Genomic DNA, 14,157 nt, shown 5'->3' on the forward strand with positions numbered 1-14,157 from the left:
AATGAAAATGACAATTTTAAAAGACATGAACGAACTGAACTGGTACGAAGTCTGCAATCTGGATGAGATCACTCCGAATACCGGTGTGGCAGCCCTGATTGAAGATCAGCAGATTGCAATTTTTCGCGTGGGTCAGGAACAGCGGGTTTATGCACTCAGCAATCAGGATCCGTTTAGTCTGGCCAATGTCATGGCACGTGGCATTCTGGGTGATCTGCAAGGTGAGCGTGTAGTCGCATCCCCAATTTACAAGCAGCATTTCAGTCTGGTGACCGGTCGTTGTCTGGAAGAACAAGAGCAGAAATTACTGGTATTTCCAACCCGAATTGAAAATGGCAAAGTTCTGGTGAGTCCGACTCCACAAAAAACTTATATTTCCAGTAATGGTCAAAACACAGAGCGCTTAAAACTGGTACTGATCGGGAATGGACTGGCGGGTATGCGTTGTCTGGAAGACTTGCTGGATATGGCGCCAGATCGTTATGACATTACCGTGATTGGGGAAGAGCCATGGGGCAATTACAACCGGATCATGTTGTCACCGGTATTGTCTGGTGAGAAAAGCTTTGCCGAAATTATGCTGCATTCAGCCGACTGGTATGCTGAAAAAGGCATTCGATTCATTGCTGGGGATGCTGCCATCGCTATCGACCGTTCGCGTAAACAGGTCCACACCCAAAAAGGCGAAGTCGTTGCTTATGATCGTCTGATTCTCGCCACTGGTTCCAAACCCTTCATGCCACCTATTCCGGGTGCTGAACTTGAAGGCGTGATTAGCTTCCGGGATATTCAGGATGTTAACCGCATGCTGGATTACTGCAAAACCAAGCAAAATGCCGTCGTGATTGGAGGTGGGTTGCTGGGTCTAGAAGCAGCTTATGGACTGAAGCAGCAGGGGATGAATGTAACTGTGCTGCATCTGATGGACCGTATTATGGATCGTCAACTGGATATGAAAGCCAGTCAAATGCTGAAAAAATCAATTGAAGATAAAGGTATCCGGATCATTACCGAAGCCAACACCGAAGAGCTTCTCGGTATTGATGGTCACGTGACTCAACTGCGTTTAAAAGACGGGACAGTGCTGGATGCCGATTTGGTGGTCTTTGCCGTCGGGATTCGACCAAATAAAACTTTGGCTGAGCAGGCTGGCTTGCGCTGCAATCGTGGGGTGCTGGTGAATGACACCATGCAGACTTATGACCCAAGTATTTATGCGGTAGGTGAATGTATTGAGCATCGTGGTCAGACCTTTGGACTGGTTGAGCCATTATGGGGACAGGCCTTTATCTGTGCGACGCATCTGGCTGAACATGGCCGACTGACCTTTAAGGCACCGACTGTTCCGACCCAACTCAAGGTCAGTGGATGTGATGTCTTCTCGGCAGGCAATTTCGAACCTCAGGATGATTTTGAAGATATCGTGCTGAATGATGAAAAACGTCAGATCTATAAACGGATCATTATTCAGCAGGACAAGGTCATTGGTGCGGTGCTATTTGGCGATACCGAAGATGGGGCTTGGTATGCAGAACTGATTGCAGACCAGACACCAATTAGTAATATCCGCAGCAAACTGCTTTTTGGTCGGGATTTTGCATTAAAAAAGGCAGGGTAATCGGATAAACCTCCTCCAAACCCTCTTTGAAAAAGAGGGGAACCTCCCTCCTTTGCTAAAGGAGGGTTGGGGAGGATTAAAACTTTTGAGATATAGAAAATATTTAAATCAAACCTGTAAAAACTAGATATCAGCGTTTTGGTGAAACACGTGAATTTGGATGATTAAGGAGCACAGCAGCAATGAATAGTATTCCGGTTATGGAACTAGATAGCTCTACTGAATCCCAAATAAAAACTACTCAGACGACCTGTCCTTATTGTGGAGTAGGCTGTGGCGTCATCGCGCACGTAAGCCAAACCCCGATGGGTGAAAAGGTTCAGATTGAAGGCGATGTTCAGCATCCTGCGAACTTGGGCAAGTTGTGTATTAAAGGCAGTCATCTTGCCGATACACTTGGCTTAAAAACCCGGCTTCTGCATCCGATGACAGGTCGAAAAGAACAGCGGCAAATAAGCACTTGGGATCATGCCATTTCTAGTATTGCCAATAAATTTCAGCAATGTATTGATCAATATGGACGCGACAGCATCGCCTTTTATGTCTCCGGCCAGCTTTTGACTGAAGACTATTATGTGGTGAACAAGTTTGTAAAAGGCTATCTGGGTACTGCCAATATTGATACCAATTCAAGACTGTGCATGTCATCTGCTGTGGCGGCACATAAACGGGCTTTTGGCGAAGACCTGGTACCAGCCAGCTATACAGATTTTGAGCAGACAGAAATGGTGGTTCTGGTCGGTTCCAATACTGCCTGGTGCCATCCGGTGCTTTATCAGCGCATCATGAAAGCCAAGGAAGAGCGGGATTTATTCGTGGTGGTGATTGATCCGCGCTTTACTGCAACCTGTGAAGCGGCAGATTTACACTTGCCGATTTTACCAGGTCAGGATGTCGCGCTGTTTAATGGCTTGTTGCAGTATCTTCAGCAAAATGGTCATGCCGATCTGGATTTTGTTACCCAACATACTCAAGGTCTGGAGCAGGCGCTTGCCAGCAGTTCGACAGAGTCATCGATTGAAAGTGTGGCAAAACGTACTGGTATTGCTATTGAAAAATTAACCTTATTTTTTCAGAAATTTGCCCAAACCGAAAAAATCATGAGCCTGTTTTCCATGGGCGTAAACCAATCCTCTCAAGGAGTAGACAAAGCCAATAGCATTATCAACTGTCATTTATTGACAGGAAAAATAGGCAAACCCGGTTCGGCACCTTTTTCCATGACCGGACAGCCGAATGCGATGGGCGGACGGGAAGTCGGGGGGCTGGCCAATATGCTGGCCAGTCATCTGGATCTGGATAATCCGCAGCATCAGCAACTGGTGCAGGATTTCTGGCAAAGCCCGGTCATCGCGCGGCAGCCCGGATTAAAAGCGGTAGATTTATTTCAAGCGGTTGAAAGCGGGAAAATCAAGGCCATCTGGATTATGGCCACCAATCCGATCGTGAGTTTGCCCGATGCAGATCAGGTTAAACGCGCTCTGGAAAAGTGTGAATTTGTGGTCGTTTCCGATATTTGTCTCGACACCGATACCACGCAATATGCCGATGTACTGTTACCGGCATTGGGTTGGGGCGAAAAAGATGGCACAGTCACCAATTCGGAGCGCCGTATTTCCCGGCAAAAGGCTTTTTTGCCGGCTCCGGGTGAAGCCAAAGCAGACTGGTGGGCCATTTCTCGGGTGGCTCAGGTCTTAGGTTTTCGCGGTTTTGACTTTAGCAATAGCCATGACATTTTTCTGGAACATGCCCGTTTATCTGCCTATCAGAATGGTTCACTTTCGCAACGCGCAGATACGCCAAATTTCCGCTATTTCAACCTGCAAGGTTTAACTCAACTCGGTTTTGTGGAATATCAGCATCTGACACCGATTCAGTGGCCGGTCTGGGATAAGCAAGAAGTTCATCAGATTGGTCAACTATTTAGTCAAGGCCAGTTTAGTCATGTAGATGGCAAAGCCAGATTGGTGCCAACAGTTGCAGCCGATCCGGTACATGCTATTTCTGCTGAATATCCTCTGATCTTGAATACCGGACGCATTCGCGATCAATGGCACACCATGAGCCGTACCGGATTATCTGCCAGTTTATCCCAGCATCGTGCCGAGCCTTATTGTGAGCTGCATCCGCACGATGCGCTAAAATATGGCCTGAAAGATGCCGAGCTGGTCGAGGTGAAATCGGCTTGGGGAAGTTGTGTACTCCGTGTGCAATTTTCACAAAATATGCGACGTGGCCAGATTTTTGCACCGATTCACTGGAACGACCAGTTTGCGTCCGATGCGCGGATTGGCAAAGTGGTGAATCCGGTGATTGACCCGATTTCCGGCGAGCCAGAGTTTAAGCATACTCCGGTGATGATCCAGCCATTTTATACTCAGTGGCAGGGCGTGCTGTATGTACGGGAAGGCTTTGAACAACAGATCCAGACCATGATTGAAAATATGGTGTGGTGGAACAAAATTCAAACCACTCAGGCCATCCGTTATGAACTGGCAGACCGGCGCCGTTTTTCTGAGATCACCGGGCAGATCAAGAGCTTGTTAGCCTTTGATGATGAAAGCTTTGAATGGCTGAATCTCGAAGATCAAACGGCGCATATCAGTCATAGTGTAGTGCTTCAGGATGGCCAGTTAATTGCCAGTTTTTATATCGCACCGGCGGCACTATTGCCAGATCGTGACTGGGTGGCAGGCCTGTTTAGACGTGAACGTCTGAGTGCATTGCATCGTAAAGCATTGCTGGCAGGTCAGGCCATGTCGATGGGAAATAGTGAAGGACCATTGGTCTGTAGCTGTTTTAAGGTCGGCAAGAACCGAATTATTCAAACCATTAAAGATAAAAATATCACGCATGAAAAACAGGTGACTGCATGTCTAAAAGCTGGAGGAAATTGTGGTTCATGTTTGCCAGAAATTAGAGGCCTGATTAAGGCCTGCCAGACGGAGTACATAGAATGAAAAGAAGAGTGATGAAGACGGTGTCTTATCCGGAAACTGACGTGGTGATCCTGGCCGGAGGTTTAGCGCGGCGCATGAATGGCATCAATAAATTGCTGCACAAATTTGATGATGAAATCCAGCTCATTAAAATCCATCAGCAGTTGAAGTCCCGGGCAAAAAAAGTCTGGGTCAATAGCCATCGGGATCATTCCATTTATAAACGGATGATTCCTTCGATCGACTTTTATCAGGACGATGAACCCGGCTTTCATGGACCATTGATGGGCATGAAGAGCGCATGGTCACATGTACAATCTGATTATGTGCTGTTCGTGCCTTGTGATGTGACCTATATTCCCAAAAAGGTCATTTCACGTTTACATCAGGCCCTGCAACGACATCCTTTATGTGAAGTGGCGGTAGTTGAAATCAATGAAAAGGCATTGTTTCCATTCTGTCTGATGAAACGCAGCAGCTTACCCACTCTTATACAACATCTTGAAAATGATCAGCACAGTTTAAAACTCTGTTTTGCTGACATGCATATGCAGCGGGCAAGTTTTAAAAATCGTGCCCTGTTTTTCCACAGTATTAATTCATTTGACGAGCTACAGCAGCATCAACAGCTTAACTTTCTTTAGCATTTAAAATGCTAAAAGCCGAATCATCATATTCTGGCTCACCAAAATATTGCTTTTTTTATTTTTCGAACAAAATTTCGGACTAAAAAAGAACAAATATTATCCATTAATATTATTTAAAAATAAATTTGTGCAAAGTTGGAACACTTATTGCTCATTCATTGTGAAGAAATAGGGCAGTAAATCAAGACTGTTAAATAACCGTGCAGATCTCATCATGGACCGCAGCAATGAACAGCATGAAAGTTTTAGCATCTCGCAGTATCTTTCAGGATCAGTTTGGACGCCAGAAACGTAAGTTGCGAATATCAGTGACTGACCGCTGTAATTTCAAATGCAGCTATTGCATGCCTGAACATCCGGAATGGATGAATAAAAAAGATTTGCTCAGTTTTGAAGCCCTGTATGCTTTTTGCGAGTTTATGGTGCGACACGGGATTGAGCAGATCCGGGTGACGGGGGGCGAACCGTTGATGCGCCAAGGCATCGTTCATTTTATTGCCCGCTTACAGACGCTGAAAGCCTTTGGCCTTAAACGTATTTCCATGACCAGCAATGGCCATTATTTAAAAGATTATGCCCAGCCGCTTAAACAGGCAGGACTGGACGACCTGAATATCAGTCTGGACAGTCTTGATCCAAAGCAGTTTCAGCAACTGACCCAAAAACAGTTACAGCCTGTACTTCAAGGTATTTCTGCCGCGCAGCAGGCAGGGTTGTCCGTCAAGATAAATAGTGTGCTCATCAAAGGCATCAATGACAATCAGATTATTCCTCTCGTAAAATGGGCACAGTATCAGGCTGTAGAACTGCGTTTTATTGAGTTTATGCCCCTCGATGGCGATCAGAAATGGAATCCGTCTGATGTCATCAGTGAGCAGGACATCCTGGATCAACTGAAAACTGAATTTGATGTCCAGGTATCTCAAGGTCAAGGCGCCAATCCAGCCCGTGGCTATCTGGTCAATGGGCAGCCTTTGGGTATTATTTCTACCATTACCCATTCATTTTGCGGTGATTGTGACCGTCTGCGCCTCAATGCCCAAGGTGAATTTTATAACTGTTTATTTGCCAGACAAGGCCTGAACCTTAAGGCAGATATCGAACAACTGGCGCTGGATCATTTCGCCACACAGACATTTCAACACAAGCTCCACGCTTATATCTGGCATAAAGAGGCCGGCTTCCATGCGATCCAGCAATCACCAATACAAAAGCCGATCCGCAAAATCAGCATGCACAGCATTGGAGGATAAATATGTCTCTCACTCAGCAAAAATTAATTCATATCAAAATAGAAGCCTTCGGTGCGATTGAACGACAACTTCCAGCAGATTTAAATTTGCAATGCGAGTCTGAAATTCATGTTTCTGAAGTCCTGAACCAGTTGCTATCCATTTATCCTGATATACAGACCATGCTGGAACGCTGCGCCTGTGCAATCGGTGAAGACATTATTTCCAGACAGAATGTTTTAAATCGGGACAGTACGCTGGTGCTGTTATCGCCGGTAGCAGGAGGCTGAGATGCAACTCAAACCATTAAAACAATTTGCCCGAATCCAGCAGACTGCTTTCAGGATGGAGGATTTTGATGGTATTCAGTATTTTCCGGAATGTGGTGGAATCGGCATCTTTGTCGGAACAGTACGTAACCATCATCAGGGGAAAGCTGTGCGTGCCCTGAAATATACCGCCTATGCGCCTGTGGCTGAAAAAATGATTCGTGAAATTGAACAGCAGATCCAGATCAAATACCAGGTGTCTTATGTGCGGGTAGTGCACCGTATTGGTGAGCTGGAGGTTGGGGAAACAGCCATTATTGCTATGGCTTATGCGGCCCATCGTCGTGAGGCCTTCGCTGCCTGTGAGGAAGCTGTGGAACGGGTGAAGCATGAGGTTCCGGTCTGGAAAGAAGAGTTTTATCTGGATGGTAGCAGCCAGTATGTGGAAGGCTGTTGTATTCGAAAAGATCATGGACCTGAAACTAATCACTCTCATCATGCAGAAGAAGCGCATTGTCACCATCACCATGTAGCAGAACACGCTTGCCAATCACCATCTAATTAAATGCGTCCAATGAGGATGCATAAGATGAATCACTTTAAAACAGATTTTAAAAATTAGCCTGGGATGAATCATGAAAAATGTAGGGATGAAAGCAGAAAGTTACCGTACAGCAATTGCCACTGGAATCCTGCATGCACCGCCACATTGCATTGAGCTGCTACGTAATGGCAATACTGAAAAAGGTGATGCCCTGAAAACAGCACGCATTGCCGGCATTCTAGGTGCCAAACGGACCGATGAGCTGATTCCATTGTGCCATCCATTACCGATTTATCGTGCCGATGTGGAATATGAACTGTGTGATGCACATATCGAAATTATTGCTACCGTTGAAACCATTGGACCAACTGGTGTGGAAATGGAAGCTTTGACCGCAGTCAGTCTGGCAGGTCTGACCTTGTATGACATGCTGAAGCCGCATTGTGAACCGGAAGATTTGTCGCTGGATCAATGCAGGTTGCAGCAGAAAAAAGGCGGAAAATCACATTTTACCCGCGTACTTAAAGAGAGTCTGTCCGCTTCAGTTATTGTACTGTCCGATACGGTTGCAGCAGGTAAAAAGCCGGACACTGCCGGACAAAACGTACTGGAAATTTTGCAAGAGGCTAATTTTGACGCTATTAATTATCAGGTCATTCCCGATAGCCCAGAACAGCTATTGACCCTGATTGAACAGCAGAAAAATCAGTATCCGCTGATTCTAACTGTGGGCGGTACTGGATTGGGTCCTAAAGACCTGACAGTTGAGACTCTGCAACCTTTGCTGCAACGGGAAATTCCAGGCTTGATGGAAGCTTCACGTAGTTTTGGGCAGAAACGTACACCTTATGCGGCATTAAGTCGTGGCGTGGCTGGCTATATTGAGAACAGTCTGGTGATGACCCTACCGGGAAGTCGTCAGGGTGCGAAAGAATCTCTGATCGCGGTACTTCCGGCTTTGGTGCACTTGTTTGATGTGCAAAAAAATATCCCACATGCGGGGGGCTATCAATGAATCAGGCACTATCACATTCAGCCTGCGGTGCTGAACCGGGACTGATTTCTGTTGATCAGGCACTGCAGATGTTACTTGAGCAGACGCATATCTTGGTAGCTGAAAGCCTGCCGCTTGCTCGGGCTCTGAATCGCTATCTGGCAGAGGCGATTGATTCGGCCATACCATTGCCGCTGTTTTCACAAAGTGCTGTAGATGGCTATGCGCTTTGCAGTCCAGAAAATGTTAGTGCTCACAGCACTTTTGAACTCATTGGAGAGATTCGGGCAGGGCAAAGTACTGAAATTGAACTGCGGCCAGGTCAGGCGGTCCGGATTTTTACCGGTGCCAGGATTCCAGCAGGAACTACAACGGTCGCCCGTCAGGAAATTGTCAAATGCCATGCCAATCAAATCATTATTACAACAGACCTAAAGCCTCATACGGATATACGTGATGCAGGCGAGGAAATCGCACAAGGGCAGCGTCTGGCAGATGCAGGTCAAAAACTGCATGTAGGTGCAATTGCAGCTTTGAGCATGGCAGGCGTAAAGCAGGTTTCAGTCTATCGTTATCCTAAAGTTGCTGTTGTGATTACTGGAGATGAAGTCGCTTCCAGCATTGAAGACCTGAATTCCGGAAAAATCTTTGACGCCAATGCTCCACTGATTCAGGCCTGGTTTCAATCACAGGGTCAAAACGTAGATATTCTGCATGTTTCAGATAATGAGTATGAGCTGCAAACGTTAATACATCGTCTTAAAAACCAATACGACTTCATATTGACCACAGGCGGGGTTTCGGTGGGTGATTATGATTTCATTCGTCCTGTTGCCCTGGAGCAGGGTTTTGAGCAGATTTTCTGGAAAGTGAAGCAGAAGCCCGGAAAACCAATGTTATTTGCCAAGTATCGTCGAGATGATCAAGGTTACTGTTATCTCTTGGGTTTGCCGGGAAATCCGGCTGCTGTGTATGTCGGGATGCAAATCTATACGGCAACTTTACTGAATGCCTTACAAGGGCAAAAGCAGTCACCTGCATGGCTTAGTGCGGTGATGACGCATGATTTGAAAGCGGATGCACGTGAACGTTTTTTAAGAATGGCTGCAGAATTTGATCAGGGTACTTTAAAGCTCAAAAGCCTGGCGAAACAGCAGTCGCATATGTTGAGTAATCTGATGCAGGCCAATTGTCTGGTACGTATTCCGGCAGCAACAGAAATCCAAGCCGGGCATGTGGTACAAGGTTTACTGATTTGAAATGCCTGTCGCAATTCTCAATATTCGAATCACATAGAATGAGAAAGATGGATTTATTCAAAGTTCTACTCACTGGCGTGCTGTTGACTAGCCCCATGCTGTATGCCGAAACAGTTAAAATATATGCCGCAGCCAGCCTGACCAATGCGATTACTGATATTTCCAGACTATATGAGCAACAGCATCGGGACATCCAGATCGTTCCGGTTTTTGCTGCGTCTTCGGTATTGGCGAAACAAATTGCGGCGGGAGCCAGCAGTGATCTATTTTTCTCTGCAGACCTGGACTGGATGAATGATCTGATCAAGAAACAAAAAATTCAGATCGGTCAGATTCGACCTTTGCTTTTGAATGAACTCGTATTGATTAGTCCTATTCAGCAAAAAAATCATTTTAAAATGTCAGCCGACTTTAATCTTGCTAAAGCCTTTCAAGGCTATCTATGTACCGGACAAATGGAATCGGTGCCTGCCGGAAAATATGCCAAGCAAAGCTTAACCCGGCTAGGGTGGTTGAATCCGCTTCGGGGCAGAATAGTCGGTACGGATAGCGTTCGTTCAACCTTGGCTTTTGTAGAACGTGGCGAATGTCAGGTCGGCATTGTGTATAGAACTGATGCCTTGATGAGTAAAAAAGTTAAAATTTCAGGAGTATTTCCAGCCAGTACACATCGTCCGATTGTGTATCCAATCGCTTTAACCCGGCAGGGCCAGAAAAATCAGGCAGCAGTCCAATTTTCTGAATTTATCCAGACGAGTCCAAGGGCCAGGCAGATTTTCCAGAAATATGGTTTTAAGCTTAAGGTAGGCTAACTGCTCATGCTTACACCAGAAGAACTGAGTGCCTTAGCGCTTTCAGCCAAAGTAGCGGGCTTTGCCACAGCGGTGTGTCTGCCATTTGCTATCGCCGTAGCATGGTTACTGGCGCGTTATGAATTCAGGGCCAAATTTCTTGTAGAGGCGATATTGCAGATGCCCATGGTGCTACCGCCGGTGGTACTGGGCTATCTTCTGCTCCTGCTGTTTGGTCATCAGGGGATGTTAGGGCAATATCTACATAAATGGGGAATTCAGCTGATATTTAACTGGAAAGGTGCGGTACTGGCAGCAATGATTGTGGCATTTCCTTTAATGGTTCAACCAATTCGCTTGTCTTTTCAAATGATCAACCGGCAGTTAGAACAGGTGGCAGGATCTTTGGGCGCCACACCATGGCGGGTATTCTGTAGCATTAGCCTGCCTCTGGCTTTGCCTGGAATTTTAATCGGTAGCATTTTATGTTTCAGCCGCAGTCTCGGAGAATTTGGTGCCACCATTACCTTTGTTGGCAATATTCCAGAAGAAACCCGCACGATTCCCATCGCCATTTATAGTCTGTTACAGCAGCCTGATGGAGAAAGCATGGCCATGCGTCTGGTCATTTTATCTCTGATTTTGGCTTTTTCTGCCTTGATTGCAAATTACTGGATCATGCAGAAGTATCAACGTAAATTGGAGGGCTAAGATGCTGAAGTGTGATTTTCAGTTTAATTACGCAAATTTCCAGCTACAGGCCAGTCTGGATATGCAGACACAATTGATTGGTATTGTGGGAGCCTCAGGAAGTGGGAAAAGCACCTTTTTAAAAAATATTGCAGGGCTATTAAAACCATCACAAGGCTTTATTCATTTTCAGCAAAAAATATTATTTGATCATCAGCAGAAACTGAATATTCCTGTTCATCAAAGAAAAATTGCCCTGATTTTTCAGCAAGCCCTACTGTTTCCGCATCTGAATGTCATGCAGAATTTGAAATATGCAGAACAGCTAAATATAAAAAATAAAGGTCAGCAGAAATTTACGTTTGAAGACATTGTGGAGTTACTCGAATTAAAGCCACTACTTCGGCATCGGGCGCATCAGCTTTCTGGTGGACAGGCACAGCGCGTTTCTATCGGTCGTGCACTTTTATCTTCTCCCGACCTATTACTTTTGGATGAGCCTTTAAATGGACTGGATCAAAAGCTGAAAAACCAGATTTTACCTTTTCTGAAAATTGTGATTCATCAAACAGATTTACCCATGATTTATGTGACTCATCATGTAGATGAAGTGGCGTATTTACAGGCACAACTGCTGCATTTTGAAAAGGGAAAAATTATTTGATCCAGCCCTGCACCGATTTAAACCAGCAATGACTCCGGGCAGGTCATCCTATCGCTGTTTTGCTCATAATTTCTCAGAAGATATCTATTTTTCTCTCTATTTTTAAGAAAGAAAAGTCTAAATTTGAAAGTGAAATAAAAATTATTTTATATAAAAGAATAGTTTATTTTATGTTAAAAATAATCTGGCATGACCTATGCATATATCTGATTAAAGTCAAAGAAGACTCAACATTTGTATGACGGCCAATGACGTCCGTTCTGATCGTTACTGATATGCCTCGGCATCACAGTGACTTAAATACGTTCAGTTCTGGTAAGGAAATGGCTATGTCTTCAAATACAAGTCTCAATAAAGCAACAAAAATAAGTCTATTTAATTTCAGTAGTTCAGCGATGCGGGCCTTCCATATGAGTTGGCTCGCTTTTTTTGTCTGTTTTTTTGCATGGTTTGCCTGTGCACCTTTAATGCCCGTCATTGCCGGTGAATTCAGCCTGACCAAAGAGCAGATCGCCAATATCAATATTGCCGCAGTCGCGATTACCATTCTGGTGCGTCTGATCGTGGGGCCATTGTGTGATAAATATGGTCCGCGTAAAACCTATACCGCCTTACTGATTATTGGCAGTATTCCGGTGTTTGGTGTGGCGTCGGCCAACAGTTATGAATCTTTCTTGTTTTTCCGTTTATTGATTGGCGCCATCGGTGCCAGCTTCGTGATTACTCAATATCATACCAGTATCATGTTTGCGCCAAATGTGGTGGGAACGGCAAATGCAACTACAGCAGGTTGGGGGAATGCCGGTGGCGGTGCGACTCAAGCCCTGATGCCTTTAATGCTGGCTGCTTTGGTGATGTTCGGTGTAGAACAGGCAATGGGATGGAGAATTGCACTTCTGGTTCCTGGTATTCTGATGATCATTGTCGGTGTACTGTACTGGAAATTCACCCAAGACTGTCCACAAGGCAATTTTAAAGAACTCCGTGCTGAAGGTATTTCTGTTGGTAGCGATAAAAAAGGCGGCCTTGCAATCTTGATGCATGCCGCACGTAACTACCGTGTGTGGATTTTGTTTGGAGCTTATGCAGCCTGTTTTGGTATTGAAATTTTCATCCATAACATTATTGCCTTGTACTTTGTCGACAACTTCCAGTTTGGCCTAAAAGAAGCAGGCATGGCTGCCGGGATTTTTGGTTTACTGGCATTGTTTGCCCGTGCCTTGGGTGGCATTGTTTCAGACAAAGTTGCGATTCAAAAAGGTCTGGATGGTCGAACCAAAGTCCTGTTTGCCTTGATCATGCTGGAAGGTCTGTTTCTTATTCTGTTTTCGCAAATGAATAGTGCAACCTTGGCGATCATGGCAATGACCATCTTTGCCTTGTTTACTCATATGGCATGTGGCGCTACCTATGCACTGGTACCTTTTATCGACCGTGATGCCTTGGGTGGTGTGGCCGGTATTATTGGAGCAGGTGGCAATGTCGGCGCGGTAGCTGCAGGTTTCCTGTTAAAAGGCATGCTGGATATTCAAACCACTTTGATGGTACTGGGTAGCTTGGTGGTGATTGCTGCAAGTTGTGTGTTGATGATCCGCTTCTCTGTCGAACATAAAGAAAAAGAACAGCTGTTATATGAACAGGCAGTAAATGAACGTCATCTGGCGGAAGCACAGCAATAACACTACATTCCTGATTTAAAATGAATGAACAAAAAGGATAGCAATATCCTTTTTGTTGTTTTTGCTAACTCACTAATAAAATGATGAACCCAATATTCAGGATGGGAAAGTATTATTTAAACAGGACAGGAGGATTGAATTCATCGAATAAAAATAAAATTATTTATAGGTTGTAAGTTTAATTTGAGATGAAAAAATTATATATATTTTAATAACGATTTTAAAAAATAAATGAATTTAATGAGTGCAGATAAAATAAAAGCCATTTTCAAAATGGCTTTTATTTTTAGAATGATAAATTAATAGGTTTTGTAAGGTAAAAACTTTCCGGATAATACGACGTTCACCCGATCTCCGTTTGGATTATTCTCACGTTGAATATCCATATTGAAATCAATTGCACTCATAATTCCATCACCAAATTCTTCATGGATCAGTTCTTTAATAGTCATACCATAGACGCTGACAACCTCATACCAGCGATAAATCAGCGGATCTGTCGGCACGCTAGTTGGCAGAGAACCTTTATAGGGTACGATTTGCAGCCAGGCGATGGCTTCATCAGTCAATCCAAATATTTCACCAATTTTTTCTGCCTGTTCTTTATTAAAAGCCATCTGACCCAAACATGCGGCTGTCACCCATTCTTTAGAAAGGCCTATTGTTTCAGCGACATCTGCCCATTTGATAGACTTTAAAACTTTCGCTGAAATAATCATGTCTGTCACTTGTTGACGATGGCTAATCATAATCTTCTCCAATAGCTATATTTAAAAAATGACCGCTATAGATAATGCAGAGATTGTGCCAATATAATTATAAGGATGAAAT

13 protein-coding genes are annotated in these 14,157 nt (G+C 44.6%); 12 read left to right on the plus strand and 1 reads right to left on the minus strand.

All coding sequences use genetic code 11. The features are described 5' to 3' along the window. Positions 1-7 precede the first annotated feature (7 nt). From nirD to Q9R24_RS11075, 12 genes are all read left to right on the plus strand, one after another. Positions 8-1,618: a nitrite reductase small subunit NirD gene (nirD, locus tag Q9R24_RS11020; protein ID WP_004280358.1), complete on the plus strand. Its 1,611-nt coding sequence runs from the start codon at positions 8-10 to the stop codon at positions 1,616-1,618. A gap of 182 nt (positions 1,619-1,800) precedes the next feature. Then, complete coding sequence (locus tag Q9R24_RS11025; protein ID WP_311204448.1) at positions 1,801-4,578, plus strand: molybdopterin-dependent oxidoreductase; 2,778 nt, start codon at positions 1,801-1,803, stop codon at positions 4,576-4,578. After that, entirely contained in the window at positions 4,575-5,201 is a 627-nt protein-coding gene (locus Q9R24_RS11030; protein ID WP_311204449.1) for an NTP transferase domain-containing protein, read from the plus strand. The genes Q9R24_RS11025 and Q9R24_RS11030 overlap by 4 nt, the downstream gene beginning before the upstream one ends. Positions 5,202-5,431: 230 nt before the next feature. After that, positions 5,432-6,457 carry a GTP 3',8-cyclase MoaA gene (moaA, locus tag Q9R24_RS11035; RefSeq protein WP_311204450.1) on the plus strand — a complete coding sequence of 342 codons (1,026 nt, stop codon included), beginning with the start codon at positions 5,432-5,434 and terminating at the stop codon, positions 6,455-6,457. 2 nt (positions 6,458-6,459) lie between these two features. Further along, the gene (locus tag Q9R24_RS11040; protein WP_114541240.1) at positions 6,460-6,726 is read left to right on the plus strand and encodes a MoaD/ThiS family protein; all 267 of its coding nucleotides are present in this window, start codon (positions 6,460-6,462) and stop codon (positions 6,724-6,726) included. A 1-nt stretch (position 6,727) separates the two neighbouring features. Then, positions 6,728-7,270, plus strand: a complete 543-nt coding sequence (locus Q9R24_RS11045) for a molybdenum cofactor biosynthesis protein MoaE (protein ID WP_114541241.1) — start codon at positions 6,728-6,730, stop codon at positions 7,268-7,270. A 70-nt stretch (positions 7,271-7,340) separates the two neighbouring features. Continuing rightward, positions 7,341-8,264 (plus strand): bifunctional molybdenum cofactor biosynthesis protein MoaC/MoaB, encoded by a 924-nt coding sequence (gene moaCB, locus Q9R24_RS11050; protein ID WP_114541242.1) that lies wholly within the window; start codon positions 7,341-7,343, stop codon positions 8,262-8,264. Further along, positions 8,261-9,502, plus strand: coding sequence for a molybdopterin molybdotransferase MoeA (locus Q9R24_RS11055; RefSeq protein ID WP_311204451.1), 1,242 nt, complete (start codon positions 8,261-8,263; stop codon positions 9,500-9,502). Before moaCB ends, Q9R24_RS11055 begins: the two co-directional genes overlap by 4 nt. Before the next feature lie 47 nt (positions 9,503-9,549). After that, the gene (modA, locus tag Q9R24_RS11060) at positions 9,550-10,314 is read left to right on the plus strand and encodes a molybdate ABC transporter substrate-binding protein (protein ID WP_005251840.1); all 765 of its coding nucleotides are present in this window, start codon (positions 9,550-9,552) and stop codon (positions 10,312-10,314) included. Between the two features lie 6 nt (positions 10,315-10,320). Beyond that, on the plus strand, positions 10,321-11,004 hold the full coding sequence (modB, locus tag Q9R24_RS11065) for a molybdate ABC transporter permease subunit (protein ID WP_005096929.1): 684 nt from the start codon (positions 10,321-10,323) through the stop codon (positions 11,002-11,004). 1 nt (position 11,005) lies between these two features. Then, the gene (locus Q9R24_RS11070; RefSeq protein ID WP_005096928.1) at positions 11,006-11,647 is read left to right on the plus strand and encodes an ATP-binding cassette domain-containing protein; all 642 of its coding nucleotides are present in this window, start codon (positions 11,006-11,008) and stop codon (positions 11,645-11,647) included. Positions 11,648-11,976: 329 nt separating this feature from the next. Continuing rightward, on the plus strand, positions 11,977-13,326 hold the full coding sequence (locus Q9R24_RS11075; protein WP_071851172.1) for an MFS transporter: 1,350 nt from the start codon (positions 11,977-11,979) through the stop codon (positions 13,324-13,326). Between the two features lie 299 nt (positions 13,327-13,625). Here the strand turns inward: Q9R24_RS11075 and cynS are convergent, their stop codons facing one another. Then, a complete protein-coding gene (gene cynS, locus Q9R24_RS11080) occupies positions 13,626-14,075 on the minus strand; it encodes a cyanase (RefSeq protein ID WP_004280338.1) in 450 nt (149 codons plus the stop codon). Positions 14,076-14,157 lie beyond the last annotated feature (82 nt).

The sequence above is a fragment of the Acinetobacter sp. RRD8 genome (assembly GCF_031844225.1).
GTDB lineage: Bacteria > Pseudomonadota > Gammaproteobacteria > Pseudomonadales > Moraxellaceae > Acinetobacter.